Raw genomic sequence first — 25613 nt, 5'->3', positions numbered from 1 at the left:
GCCGCGGGCACCGCGACCAGCGCGACGGCCGCACTGGCCCCGATGGTCGGGCCGAAGAACCAGCCGAAGGGTGCGAACGGGGTGCCGGCCAGCGCGCCGACGAGGCCGCCCATGGCCGCCGCGGCGATCTCGACCGGTGCGGCCACACCGACGCCCACGACCGCGCCGACGGCGGCGTTGCCGATGGTCTGGGCCGCGATGCGATCCGAGCGGCTGGCCTCGAAGCCCGCCGAGTCGAGGTTCGCGGCCAGGTCGGCCTCGGCCCGCGCGGAGATGCCGTTGATCTGCGCGGCCTGCTCCGGGGTGAGCCACGCCGGGATGTCGACCTGGGTGTCGCCGAAGCGCAGCTTGCCCTCCGGTGCGGCGATCGGCGCGACGGCCCGGACGGCGGCCGGATCGGGCATGCGCAGCGCGTCCGGGTTCACCGCGGCGAGCGGGGCGTTCGGGATCTGGCGGACCCCGGTGGCGGAGTCGCGGCCGACGTAGACGACCGGGGCGATCGCGGCGACGGCGGGCTCGGCCGCGCCGACGACCGGTTCGGGCTCGGCGGCGGGCTCGACCTCGAGCGCGACGGGCGCGGTCTCGGCGGCCGGCGGCGCCGCGAGCAGACCGCGCAGTTCCGCCGGTACCGCGAACTGCCCGAACGGGGTGTCGAGCAGGTCGGTTTGCGGCTCGGTGGCGGCGGGCTGGGTTTCTTCGGTTGGAATCGGCTCGGCCGCTGCGGTTCCGGCGGAACCGAGTGCGGCGACCAGCGGGAGCGCGCCCGCGATGGCGAGGGAACCGATACGCCGCCGGCGCGACGAAATCTGATCAACCGGTTGGCGTTTGCCCATGGATGACCTTTCTGCCGAATGTCAATTGATGACCGACATTCGGATCCGGCATATGGGCCGGATTGGTCAGGGGATCCCCCCGGTCGAGGTTAGGGGATTACCCCGCGCGCTGTTCTCCGGACGGACCGGTCTTGGTGTTCGCTACGGATTTGCCATTCTCCGTCGGTGATTCGCCGCCGATTTGCTTGTGCAGCTCGAGCGCCTCTTCGGGGTCGTCCAGCGCCTCGAGTGCGAGCCGGGCGAACACCCACTGCTCGGTCGCGGCCATCTGCCCGCGGTGCCGGCCCAGGAACGAGACGAACCATTCGAAGACCGTGACGAACCGGCTGCGGAACCCGACCAGGTACCACAGGTGCAGTGCGAGCCACGCCAGCCAGGCGATGAACCCGCTGAACTCGAGCTTGCCCACCTGGCACACGGCGTAGAACCGCGACACCGTGGCCATCGAGCCCTTGTCGAAGTACTTGAACGGCTTGCGCTGTTCGGGCGTCTCACCCTTGATGCCGGACTTGATGGCCTTGGCCGCGTAGGTGCCGCCCTGGATCGCGCCCTGCGCCTGGCCCGGCACGTTCGGCACCGACATGAGGTCGCCGATGACGAAGACGTTCGGGTAGCCCTTGATGGTCAGGTCCTGCTCGACGATCACGCGCCCGGCCCGGTCGGTCTCGGTGCCCTTGGAGCGCTCGGCGAGCATCTTGCCGAGCTCGCTGGCCTGCACGCCGGCCGACCACACCTTGCACGCGGATTCGATGCGGCGGGTGCCGTCCTTGTCCTTCACGGTCACACCGCGCGCGTCGACGTTGGTGACCATGGCGTTGAGCTGGATCTCCACGCCCATCTTCTCGAGCCGCTGGTGCGCCTTGCCGCCGAGCTTGGGGCCCATGGGCTTGAGCACGGCGTCCGCGCCCTCGACCAGGATGACGCGCGCGTCGCGGGTGTCGATGTTGCGGAAGGTGCCGTCCAGGGTGCGATCGGCGAGTTCGGCGATCTGCCCGGCCAATTCGACGCCGGTGGGGCCGCCGCCGACCACCACGAAGTTCATGAAGCGCTCGCGGGTCTCCTCGTCCTTGGCCAGTTCGGCCTCTTCGAAGGAGCCCAGGATTCGCGCGCGCAGTTCGAGGGCGTCGTCGATCGTCTTCATGCCCGGGGCGTAGGTGGCGAACTGATCGTTGCCGAAGTAGGACTGCTGCGCGCCGGTGGCCACGATCAGGCTGTCGAACGGGGTGACGGTGTCCTGGTTGAGCAGTCGCGAGGTGACGTTGCCGCTGTCGAGATCGATGTCGTTGACCTCGCCCATGATGACCCGCACGTTGCGCTGTTTGCGCAGCACGATGCGGGTGGCGGGGGCGATCTCACCGACGGACAGGATGCCGGTGGCGACCTGGTAGAGCAGCGGCTGGAACAGGTGCGTGGAGGTCTTGGAGATCAGGGTGACGTCCACGTCGGCCTTGCGTAGATGCTGGCAGGCGAAAAGGCCACCGAACCCGGACCCGATCACCACCACGCGATGGCGCTGTTCGACGGAATTATCGGTGCTCATCTAGTCCCTGCTCCTCGCCAGACGGTGAAACTACGACACTTCACGCCCAACGGTAGTACGGCGTGAGGTGCGACGACCAATCAGGACCAATCGGAATCCGCGCCACGACAGCTCTGTCGAAAATACAATATGGGCGGTCGTTCAGGGGCAATCTCGTGGTCATCGTGGCCGGTCGGGTTTCCCGGTGTGCGGGACCGGTGGCCGCGACCCCGGCCGGAGCCGGGATCGCGAGGTCCTCCGATACCGGTCAGCGACCGGCGAACAGCATCTTCGCGACGCGCGTGGTGGTCTCCGAGCCGTCGGTGTAGCTGCCGGCCGGGCCCTGCTCGCTCATGATGGCCAGGGTGTAGCGCTCACCCGGTCCGGCGAAGCCGACCGAGTTCACGACCCACCCGCCGTTCTCCTGTGACCAGCCGTTCTTCAGGCCCGGCTGCATCGCCGCGCCCGCGCCCCACACGCCCCAGTGCTGATTGGTGTCCACCCGGCGCATGCGATCGACCAGATAGGCGCGGTCGTCCGGGTGCATACGGGTCAGCACATTGTCCATGAGCGCGTCCAGATCGGACGGGCTGCACTGCTGGAAACCCCAGTCCGGGAACAGCTTCGTCTGCTCGACGGTGGTGACCGGCGGCAGCGGCACGAGATTGCTCATGCCATTGGCGCGGAAGGCGTTCTGGAACGCCATCCGGTCCAGGCCCGCGTACTTGTTCCAGAGAATGTCCGCGGCATTGTCATTGGACGTGGCGAGCATCGATTCGAGCAGTGCGCGATCACCGGGATCGAGGTTGATGGCCCCGACCCGCGCGCGATTGATCAGATCTTCCGCGATGGCCAGCTTGATGGTGGACGCGGTCCAGAACATCCTGTCCGCGTTGTCATTACGGTAGATGCCGCCGGTGACTCTGTCGCGCACCACATATCCGGTGGTGCCGGGGCGAGTGCGCAGATAGTTGTCGACCGCGGTGATTCTGGTGCTGAGATCGCAGTCGAAACCGGGCAGGCAACCCTGCGCCAGTACCGGCAGCGCACCGGCGGAAGAGACGAATACCGGTGCTGCGGGAATGAAAGCGGCAGCGGCGAGGACGCAAGCGGAGGCGGCCACGCGGGAGCGCCGGGCCATGGGGGAACGCACGTGGGGAACAATAGACATCACAATGCGGTTGGCGCACGTCTTGAGCGAAAGCAATGTGTGTGATAGCGAAATTCCACTGTCACACCGGGATTCGCATCCCCCTCCGGCGCGTCGATGCCGTCAGCGGAAGGCCGCGGTCAGTTCCTCGATGCTGCGCCCGTTGAGCCGGTAGCAGTGTTCGAACGCCTCGGTGTGCCGATCCCGCGGCCAAGCCGCCAGTACTACGCCGCGGCCGTAATACCGCGAGTGCACGAGTTCCCAGCGGTCTCCGACCCGGCGGACCGTGAACCCGCGCCTGGGCACCATGGGAATCACCGACGCTGACATGCCTCGAACCAGCCTTTCCTTCACCGATTTTCTTTCCTCCCCCGAAATGCACTGTCGCATACCACACTCGATATCCCGGGTGACGCGCCCTAGCTAATCTTCGGCATGTGGCGGGTGTCACCCGCCGAGCCGGGGTGCCCGGTGATTGCATGCGGATCGCTGACTGTATAAACACAGCTCGTGCACATTCATCGGGCCGAGCGTGCGGACACGCTCGCCGACGCGCTGGCCGAGCTGCTCGCCGAACCGCTGGGCGACCCCTTCACCCCCGAGGTGGTGGCGGTGCCTGCCAAAGGCATCGAGCGCTGGCTCAATCAGCGCCTGTCCGCGGTGCTCGGCAGCGGGGCGCTCGCCGATGGAGTATCGGCCAATATCGATTTCGCCGACCCGGCGGGGCTGGTCGCGGCGGTGCTGGCCGAGGCCACCGGGTACGCGCCGGATGAGGACCCGTGGGCGGCCGAGCGGGTGGTGTGGACCCTGCTGCCGGTGCTCGACGACGTGCTGGAACAGCCGTGGGGCGCGGTGCTCGCCCGGCATCTCGGGCACAACGACCCGGCCGGTTACCGGGTCGGGCGGCGCTACGCCACCGCGGCCCGGATCGCGGCGCTGTTCGCGGGCTATGCCCAGCAGCGGCCCGCCATGATCGCCGAATGGGCGAGCGGGGCCGACACCGACGGCGCGGGCGGGCGGCTGCCGGAGGATCTGCGCTGGCAGCCCGAGCTGTGGTGGCGGCTGCGCGCGGCGGTCGGCGCGCCGAGTCCGGCCGAGCGGCTCGAGGCGGCGTGCGCGCGACTGCGATCGGACCCGTCGGCGGTGTCGCTGCCGGAGCGGATCTCGCTGTTCGGGGTGACGCGCCTGAGCACCGACCAGTGGGAGGTGCTGTCCGCGCTCTCGATCGGGCGGCAGGTGCACCTGTGGCTGGTGCACCCGAGCCCGGCGCTGTGGACCAAGCTCGCCGACGCCGAGGTGATCCCCAATTCCAGTGTGCGGGTGCGACATCCGCTGCTGGCCGCGCTCGGCCGCGACGTGCGGGAGCTGCAGGAGCGGCTGGCGGGCTACGACCACATCGACACCTACCATCCGCGCCCGGAGCCGGCGGGCGCGCGCAGCCTGCTCATCGAGTTGCAGGCCGCCATCCGGCAGGACCGCTGGTCGCTGCTGCCCGATCCGAGCTTGGCCGACGGCAGCATCACCGTGCACTCGTGCCACGGTCCGGCCCGCCAGGTGGAGGTCCTGCGGGACAGCCTGCTGGGGTTGTTCGCGGCCGATGCCACCCTCGAACCGCGCGATGTCATCGTCATGTGCCCGGATGTGGAGAGCTACGCGCCGCTGGTGCGCGCGGCGTTCGGGCAGTGGTCCCTCGAGGGCGGTGAGAACGGGCATCCGGCGCACGGGTTGCGGGTGCGCCTGGCCGATCGGGCGCAGCGCGCGGTGAATCCGCTGCTGGACGTGATCGGGATTCTGCTCGAGCTGGCGGACGGTCGCGTCACCGTCACCGAGGCGCTGGATCTGGCTGCCTCCGAACCGGTTCGGTTGCGCTGCGGCTTCGACGACGACGATATCGAGCGGCTGCGGGACTGGGCCGCCGAGACCGGCGCGCGCTGGGGGATCGGGCAGCGCCAGCGGCAGGCGTTCGGGCTCGGTGACTTCGCGCAGAACACGCTCAACGCCGCGGTGGATCGGATCCTGCTGGGTGTGGCCGCGGGCGAATCCAGCGAGGACTGGCTGGAATTGGTGCTGCCGCTGGACGACGTGGACAGCAACGACATCGACCTGGCCGGGCGCTTCGCCGAGTTCGTGGACCGGCTCGCGGTCTGCCTGCGCGATCTGCGCGGGCCGACGCTCGCCGAGCCCGCCGGAACGGCGCGGCCCGCGGCCGATTGGGCGCAAGTGCTGGGCCGCGCACTGGACCTGCTGACCGAGGTGCCGCCGGCGCAGGGCTGGATGGGCGTGCAGGCGCGCCGCGAACTGGCCGCGGCCACCGAGCACGCGGGGCGGATTCCGCTGCGGCTCACCGACATCGCGGCGCTGCTGGACGCGCGGCTGGCCGGGCGGCCCTCGCGCGCGAACTTCCGGACCGGTGAGCTGACGGTGTGCACCATGGTGCCCATGCGGTCGGTGCCGCACCGGGTCGTGGTGCTGCTCGGGCTCGACGACGAGGTGTTCCCGCGCGCGGGCGGGGTGGACGGCGACGACGTGCTGGCCCGCCATCGCCGCCCGGGCGACCGTGATCCGCGCAGCGAGGATCGGCAGCTGCTGCTGGACGCCATCATGGCCGCGGGTGAGCGACTGGTGTTGCTGCACACCGGATCCGATCCGGTGTCCGGCGCGCATCGACCGCCCGCGATTCCACTGGCCGAACTGCTCGACACGGTGCGCGCGCACGTCGGAGCGCAGGCGTTGGGGCGGGTCGTCACCCGGCATCCGCTGCAGCCCTTCGACCGTCGCAATTTCGAGGCGGGGAAGCCCTTCAGCTTCGACACCGTCGCGCTGGCGGGTGCGCAGGCGGCCCAGCGGCCGCCCGGGCCGCGCCCGCTGTTCCTGCCCGCGCCGCTGCCCGGGGGTGAGCGCGCGGATGTGGAGCTCGCCGATCTGGTGGCTTTCGTCGAACACCCGATGCGCGCTTTCCTATGGCAGCGCTTGGGGATTCGGGTGCCCGAGGACGCCGAGGAGATCGCCGACCGGCTGCCCATCGAACTCGACGGGCTCACCAAGTGGAGCATCGGCGAGCGCATGCTGACCTCCCGGCTCACCGGGGTCGATCCCAACGCGCTGCGGGCCGCGGAGTGGCGGCGCGGCACCCTGCCGCCGTTCGCGCTCGGCGCGGCCGTGCTGGACGAGGTGGAGGGCACGGTGGACCGGCTGGTGCGCGTCGCCCAGCCGCTGCACGAGATCCCGGGCCGGACGATCGACATCGCGGTGGATCTGGGCGACGGCCGCCGCCTCAGCGGTACCGTGCCGGAGGTGCACGACGACGCGGTACTGCGCACCACGTTCTCCCGGGTCGCGCCCAAACACCGGATGGCCGCGTGGGTTCGGCTGCTGGCGCTGGCCGCGACCGGCGACCATCAGAGCTGGCGGGCCATCACCATCGGGCGCGGCAAGATGCAGCGCCCCACCTGGCAATCCACCCTGGTCTCGCCGAACGCGCCGACCGCCCGCGCGCTGCTGCGCGACCTGGCCGACCTGCGCGACCGCGGCCTTGCCGAGCCGCTGCCCATAGCCCCCGCGGCCTCGTCCGTCTACGCCGAACGCCGCCTGGCGGGCTCCACCCCCGAGGACGCCCTGCTGGCCGCCGAACACGAATTCGACGGCGGCAAGGACGGTCCCGGCCGCTACGGCGAACACACCGACCGCTACCTGCGCTACATCCTGGGCCCGGCCCCCCGCTTCCACCAGCTCGCCGAAACCCTGACCCAGGACCCGCCGTCCGCGCAATCCGAACCGACCCGCTTCGGCGAACTCGCCCGCCGCCTGTGGAACCCCCTGCTCACCAACGAGCACCAGGGCCAGCCGTGACGACCCACCCGACGACCCCGGAAAGGCGCGGATGACCGACGACCTGTTCTCGCTCGCCGACGCCCCCGCCATCCCCCCGGCCCCGCGCGCCCGCCGCGACCCCGCACCCCCGCCCCGGCGGACCTCGGAAAATCCCGACGCCCCGGACCTCTTCAGCGTCCCGGGTGACGCTGCGACCGGCGCTGCGCCGGACCCCGCCCCCGCCGCGGAACAGTCCGGCGACCGCTCCGCCATTACCGGGCGGCATCCCGCGGACGACCCGGATCCCGGGCGCTCCGCCGACGCACGGCTCGCCGACCCGACCGGGCCCCTGCCGACTTTGGACTCGCCTGCTGCCCGGGATGTCGCGGGTGCTGGGGAGCCGGGGCTCTTCGATGACGTACAGCCTTCCGGTGGGGCCGGCTTCGTGCCGACCTCGGACTCGCTCTTCGGCGATGTGGGAGGCGGGCGCGGCGCGGGGAGCGAGCCGGAGCCGGGACCCGGGTCCGGCGGGACCGCTCCTGGCCTCTTCGGTGATGCGGCAGCCGGTGGGGGTGGGGATTCGGGGGCGGAATACGCTGCGGGTGAGGCGGATTCGGGTGATAGCGGATCGGGTGTGGTGCAGGGCGAAGGGTTGTGGGGGGACGAGGAGAGGGTGGGCCCGGTGGGTGCGAGTGGTCTCGGGGGTGCGGACGGTGTTGCGGGTGGCGGGGATTCGGGGGACGGATTCGCGTTGACGGGGCCGCTGCCGGTCGGGACGACGGTGCTCGAGGCCAGTGCGGGGACGGGCAAGACCTACGCCATCGTCGGACTGGCGGTGCGGTTCGTGGCCGAGGCGGGCGTGGACATCTCGCGACTGCTGCTGGTGACCTTCAGCCGGGCGGCCACCCAGGAACTGCGCGAGCGCACCCGCGACCGGTTCGTGGCGGTCGCCGCGGCGCTGGCCGAGCCGGAGCGGGCCCAGGCCCAGGACGACGAGCTGATCCGGCATCTGGCACAGGCGAATCCGGGTGAGGTGAACGCGCGCCGGGAACGGCTGCTGGCGGCGCTGTCGGATTTCGACGCCGGGACCATCGCCACCACGCACAGCTTCTGCCAGCGCATGCTGGACGAGCTCGGCTTCGCCGGCGAACTCGATCCGGGCGTGCGGCTGGTGGAGAGCATCGAGGACGTGGTGTCCACCGTCGCGGACGATCTGTACCTGGGCAGGTACGCGCGCGGGGACGCCCCGTTCGGCCCGGCCGACGCCCAGCGCCTGGCCGCCGCGGCCGTCGGGGACCGGGCCGCGACGCTGGTGCCCGAGGCCGAGGGCGAGGATGACCCGGCGGGGGAGCGGGTCGCGTTCGCGGCCGCGGCTCGCGCCGAAACCGCGCGGCGCAAACGGCTTTCGGGCCTGCGCGACTTCGACGACCTGCTCACCCTGCTGCACGACGTGCTCGCCGATCCCGAGCACGGGGAGCGCGCCTGCCGCCGCATTCGCGACCGCTTCGAGGTGGCCCTGGTCGACGAGTTCCAGGACACCGACCCGCTGCAGTGGGACATCCTGCGCCGCGCCTTCCACGGGCACACCACCCTGGTGCTGGTCGGCGACCCGAAACAGGCCATCTACGCCTTCCGCGGCGCGGAGGTGCTCAGCTACCTGGACGCGGTCGTGCACGCCGACGCCAAGCGCGAGCTGACCACCAACTGGCGCAGCGACGCCGGGCTGCTGGCCGCCCTGGAACACCTGCACGGCGGAGCGGCCCTGGGGCACAAGGAGATCACCGTCCACAAGGTCGCGGCCACCCGCGCCTTCACCCGCCTGTCCGGCGCTCCCGAAGCGGTCACCCCCTTCCGGCTGCGCTGTCTGCCCCGCACCGGCGCGGGCCCGCTGAACCGCTCGGGTTACCCGACCGTCGGCCGCCAGCGCGAGCGGGTGGCCATCGACGTCGCCGCCGATATCGTGCGCCTGCTGGAGTCGGGCGCCCTGATCAACGCGGGCACCCCCTGCGAAAGGCCACTCGGACCCGGCGATATCGCGGTCCTGGTGCGCAACCGCAATCAACTGGACCTGATCCGCAAGGAACTCGAACTCGCCGGTGTCGCCGCCGTACTCGCCGGTGGCGCGAGCGTTTTCGGCACACCCGCCGCCACCGAATGGCTGTGGCTGCTGCACGCGCTGGAACAGCCGCACCGCGCCGATCGGGTGCGCCTGGCCGCGGGCACCGCGCTGCTCGGGGTGAGCGCGCAGGAGATCGATTCCGGCGGTGCGGATCTCGTCGGCCGCCTCGGCGCGGAACTGCGCGACGCTGCCCGCCTGTTCGGCCGCACCGGCTTCGCCGCCGTCTTCGAGAAGATGAGCGCGCACACCCGCCTCGCGCCGCGCCTGCTGGCTCTCGAAGGCGGCGAACGGCAGCTGACCGATCTGCGCCAGATCGCCCAGCTGCTCGACGAGGCCGCCCTGCGTGAGGGTTTGGGCCTGAGCGCGCTCACCCGCTGGCTCGCCGACCGCGTCCGGGACCCGCATTCGGGCAGCGTGGCCGACCGCAGCCGCCGCCTGGACCGCGACGCCGCGGCCGTGCAGATCGCCACCGTGCACGCCAGCAAGGGCCTCGAATTCCCGGTCGTGTACCTGCCTTTCGCCTGGGACGCGGCCAAACTCCGCAACCCCCCGACCATGCTCTTCCACGACGAGCGGGGCCGTCGCGTCCTGGACGTCGGCGGCCCGGACGCCCCCGGCTACGGCACGCGCCGCCTGCGCGCCGAGAGTGAGGAAGCCGCGGAGGAGCTGCGCCTGCTGTACGTGGCGCTCACCCGCGCGGGGGCACAGGTGGTGGCCTGGTGGGCGCCCGCGTTCGACACCCAGACCGCGCCGCTGCACCGCATGATCCTGGGCCGCGAACCGGGCAGCCCCGCCGTGGCCGACAAGGTCGGCGTTCCCGCGGATTCGGTGGTGCTCGACCGCATCCGGGAATGGGCGGCCGGCGCCGAGCCGGGCGTGATCGCGATCGAACCGGTGTCGGTCTTCCAGCGTGAACGCCTGCGCCGCACCGACGCCGGCGTCGCCCCCGAGCACCTGGACGTCGCGCGCTTCGATCGCACCCTGGACCAGGACTGGCGGCGCACGTCCTACTCCGCGCTCACCGCCGGGGCGCACGACGCGATGCCGGCCGGGGACACCCCCGACGGCGGTGGCGTCGCGGACGAACCCGTTACCCCGAGCGTGCTTCTCGACGACGCCGAGCTCTTCGCCGCGGCCGCGCCCTCGCTCATGAACACGCTGCCCTACGGCGCGGAGTTCGGCACGCTGGTGCACGAGATCCTGGAGTACGTCGACACCGACGCCGCCGACCTGGCCGCCGAAATGCACACGCGCTGTGCGCAGGCGGTGGCCGAGCAGATGTTCGACGCCGATCCCGAGGTGCTCGCGCGGGCCCTGCTCGCGGTCATGCACACCCCCATCGGCGTCGGCACCCTGGCGAGCATCTCGGCCCGGGATCGGCTCAGCGAACTGGATTTCGAGTTGCCCCTGGCAGGCGGCGACCAGCCCGTCGCGGGCCGTGTCACGGTCCCGGCCATCGCCGATCTGCTGCGCCGCCACCTGCCCGCGGGCGACGTGTTCGCCCCCTACGCCGATCAGCTCGCCCACCTGGACGACGCCCCGCTGCGCGGCTACCTCACCGGCAGCATCGATGCCGTATTGCGCGTCCCCGGACCGGCTTTCGTGGTGGTCGACTACAAGACCAACCGCCTGGGCGCCGGCGACCTGACCGTCGCGCACTACACCCACGAGCGCATGGCTGCGGAGATGATGCGCTCGCACTACCCCCTGCAGGCGATCCTGTACTCGGTTGCCCTGCACCGCTACCTGCGCTGGCGGCTGCCCGCCTACGACCCCGCCACCCACCTCGGCGGCATCCGCTATCTGTTCGTTCGCGGCATGATCGGCCCCCACACCCCCGGCGGCGCAGGCGTTTTCGACTGGAAACCCCCGGCTGCCCTGGTGGTGGATCTGTCCGCCCTCCTCGCGGGCGACGTGAACGCAACGGAGGTGGCGCGGTGACCGCGATTCAGCTGGCGCAGCGGGGGACAGGGCTGCTGCAGGTGTTCAACGCCGCCGGTGTGCTCAACGCCGCGGACGTGCACGTGGCGCTGCGGCTCACGCGACTCGCGCGGGAGAGCTCGGAGGCCGTGCTGTTCGCGACCGCACTCGCGGTGCGCGCCGTGCGGTCGGGATCGGTGTGCCTCGAGGTGCGGCGCATGCACGAGATCGGCGTGGACGCCGAGGGTACCGAGGAATCCGCGATCGACCCGGCCACGCTGCCGTGGCCGGACGTCGAGCAGGTCATCGCGGCGCTGCGGGTGAGCCCGCTGGTGTGCGGGAGCGCGGCCGGGCCGTTGCGCCCGCTGCGGCTCATCGACCCGGCGGGCGGCTCGGACGCGGGTCCGCTGCTGTACCTGGACCGGTACTACCGGCAGGAGGAGACGATCCGGCAGGTGCTGACCGAACGCTCCACCACCCAGCCCATGGTGGACGCGGGATTGATTCGGCGCGAACTGGATCGGCTGTTCCCGGAACAGGGCGGACCCGGCGAGCCCCCGGACCGCCAGCGCCTGGCCGCCGCGCTGGCGACCACGCAGTGGACCACCGTCGTCGCGGGCGGGCCGGGCACCGGCAAGACCCACACCATCGCCCGGGTGCTGGCCCTGCTGGTCGCCCACCAGGAGGCGATCCCGGGCGCGCCCGCGCTGCGCATCGCCCTGGCCGCTCCCACCGGCAAAGCCGCTGCGCGCCTGCAGGAATCGGTGCGCGAGCAGGCCGGTGACATCGGGCTGCCCGAGCTCACCGCCGCCACCCTGCACCGGCTGCTGGGCTGGCAGCGCGGCGGGGCGGGGCGCTTCAAGCACAACGAGTTCAATCGGCTGCCGTACGACGTGATCGTGGTCGACGAGACCTCCATGGTGTCGCTGACCATGATGAGCCGCCTGCTCCCGGCGGTGCGCCCGGACGCCCGCCTGGTCCTGGTCGGCGACCCGGATCAGCTCGCCTCGGTCGACGCGGGCGCCGTGCTCGCCGACCTGGTGGCCGGACCGATTGCCGGACAGGCGAATCCGGCCCTGGAACAGATCCTGGGCGCGGATCTGCGCGCCACCGCGGCACATCCGGACGCCCTGTCCGGGCGCGAACGCGAACGCCTGCGCGGCGGCATCGTGCGCCTGACCCGGGGCCGCCGCTTCGGCGGGCGGATCGCCGAGCTCGCGGTCGCCGTGCGCGCGGGCGACGCCGACACCGCCATGGAACTGCTGGCGTCCGGCGGCGCCGAACTCTCGCTCCACACCCCCGACGACATCGCACAGGTGCGCGCCGATGTGCTGCGCGCGGCGCAGTCCGCCACCGACGCCGCGCTCACCGGCGACGCCACCGCGGCCCTGACCGCGCTGGAATCGCATCGCCTGCTCTGCGCGCACCGGCAGGGGCCCTTCGGCGTGGAGCGCTGGGACCGCCTGGCCGCGAGCTGGGTGGCGGCGGCGGGCATCAGCTCCGATCCCGGTCCCGGCCACTGGTATCCGGGTCAGCCGCTGCTGGTGACCGCCAACGATCACGAGGCGCGGATCTACAACGGCGACACCGGCGTCATCGTGCGCGCGCCCGACGGCACCCTGCGCGCCGCGCTGCAGCGCGGCACCGAACCGTACCTGGTGCATCCCACCCAGTTCCCGGGCGTCACCACGGTGTACGCCATGACGATCCACCGCAGCCAGGGCAGCCAGTACGACAACGTCTCGGTGGTGCTGCCGGGCCCGGAGTCGACGCTGCTGACCCGGGAGTTGCTGTACACGGCCATCACCCGTGCGCGGCGGCACGTGCGGGTGCTGGGCACCGAGGAGTCGATCCGCGCGGCAATCGGCCGGCGTGTGCTGCGCGCCAGCGGTCTGCGGGCCTGAATTCGCCGACACACCGGACGCGCGGGTGCGAGGTTCGCGAATGCTTTGCGGGCCTGCGCCGCAGGCGTAGCGTGTGCTCCGAAATACCGTTGTCGCGCGCGTAATTCGACACCGCGCCACTGGTCGGAAGGTTTCAGATGGGTGATACCGAATCGGAAATCGAGCAGAGTTCCGATACCGTCATTTCCGCGGACGGCACACAGATCGAATACCTGACCGTCGGTGACGGTCCCGCGGTGATCGTGGTTCCCGGCGCGCTATCGGTAGCTGCCGGATTCGCCCGTTTCGCCGGCGCTTTGAGCACCGGCTTCACCGTGCACACCATCCAACGACGTGGACGTGGCGGCAGCGGCTCGCAGAGCGAGCACTACACGATCGCCGAAGATCGCGCGGATGTCGAAGCGCTACAGGCCAAGACGGGCGCGGCCCTGTTGGTCGGCCACAGTTACGGCGGTCTGGTCGCCCTGGAATCCGCGCGCGGCAATTCCGGATTCACGAAACTGGCGCTCTACGAACCCGGCGTCTCCATCGCCGGTTCCCTGCCCACGGAGTGGATGCCGGCCTACGAGAAATACCTCGCCGAGGACAAACCCTTCGACGCGTTCGTCGAATTCGTCCGCGCCCTGGGCCCGGATCTCGTGCGCAAGATGCCGCGCTGGATGTTCCGCAGCATGATGACGGTGTTCATGAAGGCTCCCGAGAAGGAGATGGTGTTCAGCCAGCTCGAGCAGAATCTGCGCGAACACCGGGAGATCGTGCGGCTCGACGACACCTATTCGAACTACGCCGAGATCACCGCCGCCACCCTGCTGCTCGACGGTGACAAGGACCGTCACGTATTCATCGACCCCAACCACGAGCTACTCGCGTCCACCCTGCCGCACTGCGAACGCCATACCATCGCGGGAGTCGACCACTTCGGCATGGACAAGGGCGATCCCGAACGCGTGGCCGGTGTCGTCGGGGAATTCTTCTCGCGCAAGTGAATCGGTGAACCGCGCGGCGGGCCGGAACGGAACCGTGGGCATGCGCCACGCTGTCCTGTCCGCCACCCGCCGCATCGGCCGCCCGAAAATTTCATCCATCATCGGCGCATTGCGACTGCGTACCTGATCGGCGCTTCGAGCCATCCCCTCGGCGCGGGTGGATACCCTGGGGTCGGATACGCCGGTGTCCGCCGGCCGGGTTCGGTTGACGACGAGCGCCGGATACATGCGAATCGAAGGGTAGATCGATGAGCACCACGCCCGAGCACGTCGATGTGCTGATTGTCGGGGCAGGATTGTCCGGGGTGGGTGCGGCGCACCACCTGCAGACGGCCTTCCCGGGCCGGACCTATGCCATTCTGGAGATGCGCGAGGCGATCGGCGGAACCTGGGATCTGTTCCGGTACCCCGGGATTCGCTCGGATTCGGACATGTTCACCCTCGGCTACCGGTTCAGGCCGTGGCTGGGGGACAAGGCCATCGCCGACGGTGACTCGATCCTGAACTACGTGCGCGACACCGCCGCCGAGGGCGGCATCGACAGGCATATTCGCTACCGGCACCGGGTGGTGCGCGCCGAATGGTCCAGCGCCGGCAATCGCTGGACCGTGACCGCCGACCACGACGGCGAATCCGTGGTCATCACCGCCGGCTTCCTGTTCAGCTGCTCGGGCTACTACCGCTACGACCGGGGGTACACGCCGGAATTCGCGGGCCGGGACAGGTTCGCGGGCCCCATCGTGCACCCGCAGCACTGGCCCGAGCAGCTCGATGTGGCGGGTAAGCGGGTGGTCGTCATCGGCTCCGGGGCCACCGCGGTCACCCTCGGCCCGGCGCTCACCGCACAGGGCGCGCGGGTCACCATGCTGCAGCGCTCGCCCTCGTACATCCTGTCCATGCCCGCGCGCGACGCGTTCGCCGACCGGGTGCGCCGCGTACTGCCGGCTAGGGCCGCCTACGCGCTGGCCCGTGCCAAGAACGTGGTCTTCAGCACGGTCATGTACCAGGCGTCCCAGCGCTATCCCGCGCGCGTGCGCGCCTGGATCCACGGCCTGCAAACCCGCTGGCTCCCGGCCGGATACGACATCGACACCCACTTCAATCCCGCCTACAACCCGTGGGATCAGCGCCTGTGCCTGGTGCCCAACGGCGACCTGTTCCGCGCGATCCGGCGCGGCGAACTGGAGATGGTCACCGACCACATCGACACCTTCACCGAGTCCGGTATCGACCTGCGCTCGGGCCGTCATCTCGACGCCGACGTCATCATCACCGCGACGGGCCTGAACCTCGTCGTCTTCGGCGGCGTCGAGATGGTCGTGGACGGCCGGCCGGTGCACCTGCCCGACGCGATGGCCTACAAGGCCATGATGCTCTCCGATGTCCCCAATTTCGCGTTCATCATCGGCTACACCAACGCCTCCTGGACGCTCAAGGCGGACCTGGTGTGCGAGCACGTGGTTCGCCTGCTGCGCCATATGGACGCCAACGGCTACGCCGCGGCCACCCCGGTTCGGGATCCGGCGGTCGGCACCGCGCCCTTCATGGATTTCGAACCCGGCTACGTTCGCCGCGTCCTGGATACCCTGCCCAAGCAGGGTGACCGCGCGCCCTGGAAGCTCACCATGAACTACCTGCGCGACATTCCCAAACTCCGGTACGGCCGCGTCGCGGACCCGGCCCTGCGCTTCGACCGTGCGCCCGCGAAAGTGCCTTCGGCCCACTGACTTCGGCGCCGCGCCGGCCTGTCAGGCGGGCCGTGCCCGATCCGGGCGCACGGCCTCAGCGCCCGAACACGCTCGCGCCGGTTGCGCGAACCCGGATGGACTCCCGCAGGTCCGGCTGAACGGAGTCACACGGCCGGATGTGCGCCCGACGAGACCGAGGAACACCATGGACATCTCTTCCCCCGGACACGAGCCCCGTCCCGTGCGCGCTCCCCGCGGCCCCGAGCTGACAACCCTGGGCTGGCAGCAGGAGGGCGCGCTGCGCATGCTCATGAACAACCTCGATCCCGAGGTCGCCGAACATCCGGATAGCCTGGTCGTCTACGGCGGCACCGGCCGCGCGGCGCGCAGCTGGGCGGCGTTCGACGCCATGGTCGCCACGCTGAAGACCCTGAAGAGCGACGAGACCATGCTGGTGCAGTCCGGCAAGCCGGTCGGGGTGTTCCGCACCAGCGAATGGGCCCCGCGCGTGCTGATCGCCAATTCGAATCTGGTCGGCGACTGGGCGAACTGGGAGGAGTTCCGCCGGCTGGAAGAACTCGGGCTCACCATGTACGGGCAGATGACGGCCGGATCCTGGATCTACATCGGTACCCAGGGCATCCTGCAGGGCACCTACGAGACCTTCGGGGCCGTCGCGCGCAAGCGATTCGGCGGCACCCTGGCCGGAACCATCACCCTCACCGCGGGTCTGGGCGGCATGGGCGGCGCGCAGCCGCTCGCGGTCACCATGAACGAGGGCGTGGCCATCTGCGTGGACTGTGACGTCACCCGCATCGACCGCCGCATCGCGCACCGCTACCTGGACGTCAAAGCCGACGACCTGGACCACGCACTGGAATTGGCGATCGCGGCGCGCGATGCCCGCCGGCCGCTGTCCATCGGCGTGGAAGGCAATGCGGCCGAGGTCTTTCCGGCGCTGCTGGAGCGGGAAGCGCCCGTGGACATCGTCACCGACCAGACCTCCGCCCACGACCCGCTGTCGTACCTGCCGATCGGCGTCGACTTCGCCGACATGAAGACCGTCGCGGAGAAGGATCCCGCCTGGTTCACCGAACAGGCGCAGTTGTCGATGGCCGCCCACGTGCGCGCCATGGTCGGATTCCTCGATCGCGGCGTCGAGGTGTTCGACTACGGCAATTCCATTCGCGACGAGGCCCGCAAGGGCGGCTACGACCGCGCCTTCGACTTCCCCGGTTTCGTGCCCGCCTACATCCGCCCGCTCTTCGAGGAGGGCCTGGGCCCGTTCCGCTGGGCCGCGCTCTCGGGCGACCCGGCCGACATCGCCGCCACCGATCGCGCCATCCTCGAACTGTTCCCGGACAACGAACATCTGCGCCGCTGGATCACCCTGGCGGGGGAGAAGGTTTCGTTCGAGGGTCTGCCCGCGCGCATCTGCTGGCTCGGTTACGGCGAACGGCACCGGGCCGGACTGAAATTCAACGAGATGGTCGCCGGTGGAGAGCTGTCCGCGCCCGTGGCCATCGGCCGCGACCACCTGGATTCGGGGTCGGTGGCCTCGCCCTACCGCGAAACCGAGTCCATGCGTGACGGATCCGATGCGATCGCCGACTGGCCGCTGCTGAACGCCCTGCTCAACACCGCGTCCGGCGCGTCGTGGGTGTCGCTGCACCACGGCGGCGGCGTCGGCATGGGCCGGTCCCTGCACGCCGGGCAGGTCGTCGTCGCGGACGGCACCGACCTGGCCGCCCGCAAGATCGAGGCGGTGCTCACCAACGATCCGGGCATGGGCGTCATCCGGCACGCCGACGCCGGCTACGAACACGCCATCGACACCGCCCGCACCCGCGGTGTCCGAATCCCCATGTCCGAGAACAACTGATCCACCCCGGTCGCAGAGCAGGAAGGCCGAGGCCACGACGCGCGACGACGGTCCCGCCGACGTAGTACTCACCCCCGAACGCCACACCATCGACGTCGTCCCCGACTCCGAACGGCACGGCAGCCCGCGCAGCCAGTTCACGCTGTGGTTCGGGGCGAACATGCGGATCACCGCGGTCGCGCCACCTTCAGGTCCACCTTCGCCGGTAGGGTGCTCGGCTCGGAGTGGTCCATGACGTTCGGCGCGCTCATCGCGGCGGTGGCCGGGGGATCGTTCATGAAGGACCAGGTCGGGTTCATCGGCGATCTCGCCGGACCGGCGCTGGTTGCCACCGCGATGTACCCGGTGATCGTGATCGGCAAGCTGACGGTCAACTTCGTGCTGGCGCGGCTCATGGGGCCCACGTCGTGGAGCGCGACCAACCTGATCGACTACTACCTGATCTCCAAGGAGCGCATCGACATTCCGGCGCTCTACGACGCCGCAGGACGGTGCGGGGCCTGGAATGTGACCGCACTGAGCTGCTACGCCCTCGGTGTCGCGGTGCAGATTCCGTTTCCGGCGACCAAGCTCTATACCGGTCCGGTCACCGGGTGACTCGGCGGCGCGGACATCTCGTGGATCGTGGGCCGGGTCGTCACGGCCGGTCTGTACTACCTGCTCGCCCAGCGCATCGCCAACCCGCCGGAGCGGATGATCTATCCGCCGGGCACCGACATGGCCGAGGTCTGAAGGGAATTCGATCGTGAGCGCGTTCGTCATCAGCAACATCGGCACCCTGGTCACCAACGATCCGAGCCTGGGGGCCGGGCCACTGGGGGTGCGGCACGACGCCGCCGTCGCCTTCGAGGACGGGCGGGTGAGCTGGGTGGGGGACAGCGCCCGCGCGCCCGCCGGGGATCACGGCGCGGACCTGGGCGGGCGGGCGCTGCTGCCGGGCTTCGTGGAAAGCCATTCGCACCTGGTGTTCGCGGGCGATCGCGCGCGGGAGTTCTCGGCCCGTATGACCGGGACGCCGTACACCGCGGGCGGGATCCGCACCACGATCGAGGCGACGCGGGCGGCGAGTGACGATGCGCTGGAAGCCAATGCGCGCCGGCTGCTCAACGAGGCGCTGCGCTCGGGCAGCACGACCGTGGAGATCAAGACCGGGTACGGGCAGACCACCCGCGACGAGCTGCGCGGGGTGCGGATCGCGAGCCGGGTCACCGACGAGGTGACGCTGCTCGCGGCGCACGTGCCGCCGCCGGAATACGCGGGGCGAGCCGATGACTACGTGGCCATGGTGTGCGCGGAGATGGTGGAAGCCTGTGCGCCCTACGCGAAATGGATCGATGTGTTCTGCGAGCGCGGGGCGTTCGACGAGGATCAGTCGCGGGTGGTGCTGAACGCCGGTGTGGCGCACGGGCTCGTGCCCCGGGTGCACGGCAATCAGCTCGGGCAGGGTCCGGGTGTGCGGCTGGCCGTGGAGTCGGGCGCGGCGTCGGTCGATCACGTCACCTACGTCTCGGCCGCGGATATCGATGCGCTGGCGAGCGGTTCGACGGTGGCGACGCTGCTGCCCGGCGCGGATTTCTGCACCCGCAACGACTATCCCGGCGCGCGGGCGCTGCTGGACGCGGGTGTGACCGTCGCGCTCGGCGCGGACTGCAACCCCGGCACCTGCTACACCACCAGCCTGCCGTTCTGCATCGCCCTGGCGGTGCGGGAGATGCACATGACCCCGGAGGAAGCGGTGTGGGCGGCCACCGCGGGTGGCGCGAAAGCGTTGCGGCGCGGCGATATCGGGACGCTGTCGATCGGCAGCCGCGCCGATGCCATCGCTCTGGACGCGCCCTCGTATCTGCACCTGGCCTACCGGCCCGGCGTCGCACTGGTCCGCGAGGTCTTCAAGGACGGCACACTCATCATCTCGGGAGGACAGCGATGACGGCCACGGATGGCAGCGGCGGCGCGGAGATCGTCGTGGACGTTCCGCCCGCACCCTGGACCGGGCGGATCGACGGGGACGGTCCCGAGCACCTGCGCTGGCACGGCGCGGTCCGCCCGTACGATGCGTCGGCGTCCGAAACCGGCTGTGTGCTCATCGGTTTCGCGAGCGACGAAGGCGTCCGCCGCAACCTGGGACGCGTCGGCGCAGCCGCGGGCCCCGACGCCCTGCGGGCGGCCCTGGCCTCGATGGCCCTGGCCGCGCCCCTGCCGATCGAGGACGCCGGAACCGTGGCCGTCACCGACGGCGACCTGGAGGCGGGCCAGCGGCGCCTGGCCCGCGCGGTCACCGCCGCCATCGACTCCGCCCGGTTGCCGGTGGTCCTCGGCGGCGGTCACGAGGTGGCCTACGGCACCTACCTCGGCGTGGCAGCCTCCCGCCCCCGCCGCACCCGCCCCCGCCTGGGAATCCTGAACCTGGACGCCCACTTCGACCTGCGCGCCGATCCGGTCCCCAGCTCGGGCACCCCGTTCCGCCAGGCCCTGGAGGCCGAACGGGCGGCAGGCACCCCGCTCCGCTACGCCGTCCTCGGCATCAGCGAGCCCAGCAACACGCCCGCCCTGTTCGCCGCCGCCGCCACCCACGACGTCCACCACCTCCTCGACGAGAACTGCACCCCAGCAAATCTGACGAAGATAGACACTTTCCTCGACGCCTTCGTATCGGCGGTAGACCTGATCCACCTGACGATCGACCTCGACGTCCTCCCCGCGTCCGTGACCCCCGGCGTCAGCGCCCCCGCCGCCTACGGCGTCCCCCTGGAAACGATCCACCACGTCTGCGCCCGCATAACCACAACCGGGAAACTGATAGCCCTCGACGTGGCCGAACTGAACCCGACCCTGGACATCGACAACCGCACCGCCCGCACCGCCGCCCGCCTGATCCACACCGTGGTGACCCGGCACGTAGCGCCCACGACCTGAGCTGGCCCACTCGCCGGTCGCCGATAAGGACCGTTTCGCCTCGGCGGGCCCGCAACGACGAGACCCGTACCGCCCAGAGGGGTCAACCGGTACCGGCCGAGTGCGGCTTCCAGCCCCCGCACAGGATTCCACTCTCTGCCGGGCGAGCGCAGCCATGGTGCCGAGGGGATGGGCCAGTCGTTATGCGTCGTCGGTTCCCGCAACGGCGGAAGGCGTACCGCCCGGGCGGATCAACCGGCACCGGGTGAGTGTGGATTCCGGCCGCCCACACGAAATTTGGCTCCCGCCGGTGCGAGCGTAGCCATCGCGACGGGGGATGGATCAGTGGGCTCGCGTCGTCGCCGGGACGGTGGACCCGCGAGCCCCGACATTCGAACACCCCTGTCGATCGGTCGTTTCAGCCCGCCGGTGGCATGGGGAACGGAACGCGCCGGGTCGATAAATTACTGTGGTACAGCGACTTTCACGCGATTGCGAACCGTCGACTACCGTCGGCAAGGTGCTGTACGTGATTCTGTGGCTGGCCCCGCTGGTGAGCTGGGCGTTGATCGCGCGGACCTGGCGCGGGCGGATCACCGGGCTGGGGGTGCTGGGGCTGCTGGCGGGTGGGCAGCTCGTCATGTGGCAGGGGTGGGTGGGGCGGGAGTACCAGCTCACCTCGCTGGCGGTGCTGACCGGGGTCATCATGTTCGTGGCGGTGATCGGGCCCGTCGTGGATATCTTCCGGGCTTCGCCGCCGCCACGGTCCGCGCACGGGCGGATGGCGCTCGGGTGGCTGCTCAACGCCGGATACTGCGTGCTGTGCGGACTGATCCTGCTGACCTCGGCGACGGTCGTCGGCATGTTCGGGCGCATGTCCTGGGTGCCGGGCGAGGACGCGCTCGGGCCGTTGCCGGCGGGCCTGTCCGTCCGCGAGACCGTCGACCTGGGCTGCACCGCCCGCAGCTCCGCGAGCAGCTGCGACCGTAACTTCGTCATCGACGGTGCGAACAGCAACCCCGACCGGACCGCCGAAGACATTCGCCGCCACCTCGAAACCACGGCCGGCTGGACCTTCGCCCCCGCCACGTCGTTAGCCCGCGGCACCCGCGTCCTCTGGCAGGGCGCGTGCCGCTCGCAGGGCCGCATGCTGGATCGCTACGTCGCCTGCGCCTGGGTGTCCATCAAGGAGAGCGGCATGGTCGTCGTGCAGATGAGCTACCAGGACGACTGGTGAGACCCGTCCCGGCCGAACCGAGCCATTCACCCACTGGATCCACGCGGACGTCACCGCACGCCCTGTGTCACTGATCGTTTCGATCCCGGGCGGTCGTGCCAAGGCGCGGCACCGAAGGCTGGGTTACCTCAGTGCGTGGTCCGCGCCGCGATGAAGTTCCACCGGCGCGGTGTTGCGGGCCGTGGCCCGGTCTATGCCCTTGGCGGCCGGGTTGGCCTGTTCCAGTTGGGGTTTGCGGTCGAACAGGATGTTCGTCAGGGCGCAGGCCAGGTTCGCGTCGAGGTCGGCGCGGACCAGCAGGAGGTTGGGGACCACTATCGTTTTCACGTCGGTGGGGAGGGCGTAGGTCGCCGCGGGGATCGTGCCTGCCTCGTAGACCGGGTTCACGGTGCGCATCTTGTCGAGGAGGTCGGCTATGTCGAGGAAGCGGACCTTGTCCTTCGCGGTGGTGAACAGGTCGGTGATGCCGGGGGTGGGGAGGCCGCCGGACCAGAACATCGCGTCCACCGAGCCGTCTTTCAGGCCGTCCACGGTTTTGGCCAGGTCCAGGCGCTGGGCCGAGACGTCGGAGTCGGGGTTCAGGCCGGCGGCGGTCAGCAGGCGCTGGGCGATCACCTCGGTGCCGGACTTCGGGGAACCGGTCGAGACGCGTTTGCCGCGCATGTCTGCCACCGAGTTGATGCCCGCGTCGGCCCGCACTATCACCTGGGTGTAGTTGGTGTAGATGCGCGAAAGAGCCCGCACCGGTTGCTTGTCGGTGAAACCACCGGTCCCCAGCACCGCGTCCGCGGCGCTGTCGGCGAGGGAGAACGCGACCTGGTAGTTGCCCGACACCAGCTGCTGGATGTTCTGCACCGAGGCACCGGTCTCGGCGGCGGTGGCCTTGACCTTGCCGCCGGTCGCCTCGGAAATCTGTTGCGCGTAAGCGTTTCCGAGCGCGAAGTACACCCCGGTCGCGTTGCCGGTGGCAATGCCGACGCGGGCCTCCCGACCCACCTCGCAGGTCACCGCCCCGCCGGTGTCGGCCTGCGGGGCGTCCTGGCGCCCACCGCATCCGGTGAGCGCGGCCGCCGCCAGCACCGCCGCCACGGCGATCGTTCCGAACCTGGTCATGGATTTCCCTCGACTTCTGCCTGCGGCGGAACTGCCTCCGCCGGAGTGGATTCCCGGTCCGGCCGGGTCAAACGGGTGAGCAGCCAGGCCGCCGCGAGCAGCGCGAGCCCGATACCGAGACTGATCAGGGTCGGATACAGCAGCACGATGCCGGCCGCGGCCGCCAGCACCCGGGCGGGTGTGCCCGCCGCGCCCGCGCCGAAGATCCAGCCGCCCGTCGCCATGGCCAGCGCCGCCACCCCGACCGCGACCATCAGCCCGGTCGCGACGATCTCCAGGATCGGCCCGCGCCCGAGCAGCCGCTCCCCGGATCCGGTGAGCACGAACACCAACGGCACCAGGAACGCGGGCAGCGCATAACGCAGCGTCTGCCACATGGTCGGCATGGTCCGCCCGCCGGTCACCGCTGCCGCGCCCACCGCCGCCAGCGCCGTCGGCGGGGTGACCTCCGAGAGCACCGAGTAGTAGAAGACGAACATGGCGGTCGCGGGCGGCGACACCCCGAGCGTGAGCAGCGCCGGGCCGATGATCACCCAGCCGATCACGAACGACGCGGTCACCGGAATGGCGAGACCCAGCAGCGCCAGCGCCACCGCGGCCAGCAGCACCGTGCAGGTCAGCACCACGGTCGCGTTGTCCGACACCGCCGACGCCGCCCGCACCAGCACCGCCGCCAACTGCGCGCCCAACCCGGTCTTGGTCGTCATGGAGGTGATGACCCCCGCCGCCGCGCACACCGCCACCACCGGCAGCGCGGCGCGAATACCGCGGGACAGCGCGGTCAGCCCACCGATCACGAAGTCGCGGACGGTCGAATATCGCGCTGCCACCGGGGTCCCGTGGTGTACGGCCGCCGAATCGGGCACCTCAGCCGGATCCGACCGCGCCGCCGCATCGACCACGACACCGGTGCCCGGATCCGCCGCCGAAGCCGGGAATTCGCCCGCCTCGCCCGTCGCTGCCGTACTCGGTCCCGCCGTGTCCGCTCGGCCCGCCGAAACTGCCGGATGGGCCGTCCCCGTCACGGCCGGGTCTGACGCCACCGCCGGAACGGCCGGATCCGACCGCGGATCACGCCGCCGCACAGCACGATCCGCGACCGCAAGCACGAACGCGAGCGCGGTGGCATACGCGACCGCGCGCGTAGCGCTGACTCCGATCAGCAGCAAACCCATGATCGCAGCCAGCGACAGGAAGTGATACCCGAAGCGCCCCAGAAGCTTCCACGTCGACCCCGGTGCGTCCGCGAGCGGCGGCGTGGCCCCCGAGCGGGCGTGGAACCGTCGCGCGTCGATCTCCACCGCGAGCAGAATGCCCAGGTAGTACAGGATCGTCGGAATCGTCGCCCACACCAGCACCGTCAGGTACGAAACCTCCAGGTACTCCGCCACGATGAACGCCGCCACCCCCAGCGTCGGCGGCGACAGGATCGCTCCCACACCCGCCGCCGCGAGCATGCCGCCCGCCTGCTCCGGCGCGTATCCCGCGCGCTTGAGAATCGGCCACGTCACCGCGGCGGTGCTGACCGCGGTCGCGGTTCCCGACCCCGACACCGTGCCGAGCAGGAACCCCGAGGTCACCGCCGTGCGCCCGGCCGCACTGTTCGAACGCCGGAACGCCGCCACCGACAGGTCGACGAAAAACCGCGCCGCACCCGAGAATTCGAGCACCGCGCCGTAGATGGTGAACAGCACGATGTAGCTCGCCGCCACGTCGAGCGGTGTGCCGTAGAACCCGCTCGCGGAGTTGTAGAGCGCGTCCACGATCTGCGCGAAATCCAGTCCGGCGTGTGCCACGGACCAGTGCTGGGGGAGCAGTCCGCCGTAATACCCGTACGCCAGGAACAGCACGCACACCACCGGCAGCACCCACCCCGTGGTGCGCCGGCACGCCTCCAGCACCAGCAGCAGCACGACCGCGCCCATGCCCACGTCGACCGGATCCAGCAGCCCCTGCCGATCCAGGAACGCGTCGTACCCACCGCCGCCCGACCCGATGCGCACCGGCAGCACCGGATACAGGCACACCAGCAGCGCGATCGCCGCCAGCGCCCAATCCAGCGGCACCGGACCGTCTTCGCGATCGAGCGGCCGCAGCCGCCACCCCGACCGGTAGCTCAGGAAGACCAGCGGCAGCGTGCACGCCAGAAAGATGACCAGGTAGTACTGACTGCCCTGCGGCAGCGGCCGGAACACCTGCCACAGCGTGAACACCGCGATCGCCAGGGCGCACGCGGACACGAACGCCGCCGACCGCCCGGACAGCACCCGCGCGGGCCGCTCGTCATCGTCCACGCCCAGGTCGGCCGGCGTCGCGAGCTCCGGACTGGCATCGCGCGTGGCCGACATGGGCGCGACCATATCAACGGGCGGTCTGTTTCGCAGCGGCTTGCGGCTCGGTGTCGTGCGATCTTCGCAATCGACGCGGTCCGCATCGAATACCCGCGTCCCGCTGCGGGTTCGGCGCGCGTGGACCCGCGTCCGCCGGCGACCGGATCGGCGGCGGCCGTACGAGCCCGTCCGGTCCGCCCGGCGCGATTGCGGCCGGGGGGAGCCAC

Annotated in this window: 15 protein-coding genes and 1 pseudogene; 10 read left to right on the top strand and 6 right to left on the bottom strand. The window is 70.7% G+C overall.

Features of this window, described 5'->3' with window-relative positions; all coding sequences use genetic code 11:
- The 4 genes from ABZ319_RS23850 to ABZ319_RS23835 form a co-directional block, all read right to left on the bottom strand.
- Positions 1-833 (bottom strand): hypothetical protein (locus ABZ319_RS23850; RefSeq protein WP_354988679.1); only part of this gene is annotated, 833 nt, incomplete at its 3' end.
- Positions 834-930: 97 nt separating this feature from the next.
- Positions 931-2373, bottom strand: a complete 1443-nt coding sequence (locus ABZ319_RS23845) for an NAD(P)/FAD-dependent oxidoreductase (protein WP_354988678.1) — start codon at positions 2371-2373, stop codon at positions 931-933.
- 247 nt (positions 2374-2620) lie between these two features.
- The gene (locus ABZ319_RS23840) at positions 2621-3505 is read right to left on the bottom strand and encodes a tat pathway signal sequence (RefSeq protein WP_354988677.1); all 885 of its coding nucleotides are present in this window, start codon (positions 3503-3505) and stop codon (positions 2621-2623) included.
- Between the two features lie 120 nt (positions 3506-3625).
- Positions 3626-3832: a hypothetical protein gene (locus tag ABZ319_RS23835; RefSeq protein WP_354988676.1), complete on the bottom strand. Its 207-nt coding sequence runs from the start codon at positions 3830-3832 to the stop codon at positions 3626-3628.
- 180 nt (positions 3833-4012) lie between these two features.
- Between ABZ319_RS23835 and recC the strand changes: the two genes are divergently transcribed.
- From recC to ABZ319_RS23785, 10 genes and pseudogenes are all read left to right on the top strand, one after another.
- The gene (gene recC, locus ABZ319_RS23830; RefSeq protein WP_354988675.1) at positions 4013-7351 is read left to right on the top strand and encodes an exodeoxyribonuclease V subunit gamma; all 3339 of its coding nucleotides are present in this window, start codon (positions 4013-4015) and stop codon (positions 7349-7351) included.
- 31 nt (positions 7352-7382) lie between these two features.
- Entirely contained in the window at positions 7383-11372 is a 3990-nt protein-coding gene (locus ABZ319_RS23825) for a UvrD-helicase domain-containing protein (protein ID WP_354988674.1), read from the top strand.
- Complete coding sequence (gene recD / locus ABZ319_RS23820) at positions 11369-13255, top strand: exodeoxyribonuclease V subunit alpha (protein ID WP_354988673.1); 1887 nt, start codon at positions 11369-11371, stop codon at positions 13253-13255. The genes ABZ319_RS23825 and recD overlap by 4 nt, the downstream gene beginning before the upstream one ends.
- Positions 13256-13392: 137 nt before the next feature.
- A complete protein-coding gene (locus tag ABZ319_RS23815; RefSeq protein WP_354988672.1) occupies positions 13393-14241 on the top strand; it encodes an alpha/beta hydrolase in 849 nt (282 codons plus the stop codon).
- Between the two features lie 248 nt (positions 14242-14489).
- Entirely contained in the window at positions 14490-15968 is a 1479-nt protein-coding gene (locus tag ABZ319_RS23810; RefSeq protein WP_354988671.1) for an NAD(P)/FAD-dependent oxidoreductase, read from the top strand.
- A 166-nt stretch (positions 15969-16134) separates the two neighbouring features.
- Positions 16135-17811, top strand: a complete 1677-nt coding sequence (gene hutU / locus ABZ319_RS23805) for a urocanate hydratase (protein WP_354988670.1) — start codon at positions 16135-16137, stop codon at positions 17809-17811.
- An 88-nt stretch (positions 17812-17899) separates the two neighbouring features.
- Positions 17900-18543: pseudogene (locus ABZ319_RS23800) on the top strand (cytosine permease).
- Between the two features lie 13 nt (positions 18544-18556).
- Positions 18557-19741: an imidazolonepropionase gene (gene hutI / locus ABZ319_RS23795; protein WP_354988669.1), complete on the top strand. Its 1185-nt coding sequence runs from the start codon at positions 18557-18559 to the stop codon at positions 19739-19741.
- On the top strand, positions 19738-20727 hold the full coding sequence (gene hutG, locus ABZ319_RS23790) for a formimidoylglutamase (protein ID WP_354988668.1): 990 nt from the start codon (positions 19738-19740) through the stop codon (positions 20725-20727). The genes hutI and hutG overlap by 4 nt, the downstream gene beginning before the upstream one ends.
- Positions 20728-21226: 499 nt before the next feature.
- The gene (locus ABZ319_RS23785) at positions 21227-21943 is read left to right on the top strand and encodes a hypothetical protein (protein ID WP_354988667.1); all 717 of its coding nucleotides are present in this window, start codon (positions 21227-21229) and stop codon (positions 21941-21943) included.
- Between the two features lie 123 nt (positions 21944-22066).
- Here the strand turns inward: ABZ319_RS23785 and ABZ319_RS23780 are convergent, their stop codons facing one another.
- Positions 22067-23056, bottom strand: a complete 990-nt coding sequence (locus ABZ319_RS23780) for a TAXI family TRAP transporter solute-binding subunit (RefSeq protein WP_354988666.1) — start codon at positions 23054-23056, stop codon at positions 22067-22069.
- Entirely contained in the window at positions 23053-25404 is a 2352-nt protein-coding gene (locus tag ABZ319_RS23775; protein ID WP_354988665.1) for a TRAP transporter fused permease subunit, read from the bottom strand. The genes ABZ319_RS23780 and ABZ319_RS23775 overlap by 4 nt, the downstream gene beginning before the upstream one ends.
- Positions 25405-25613: the final 209 nt, after the last annotated feature.

Source organism: Nocardia sp. NPDC005978, from assembly GCF_040614455.1.
In the GTDB taxonomy this organism is placed as follows: domain Bacteria; phylum Actinomycetota; class Actinomycetes; order Mycobacteriales; family Mycobacteriaceae; genus Nocardia.
This window is presented reverse-complemented; position numbering and strand designations above follow the sequence as displayed.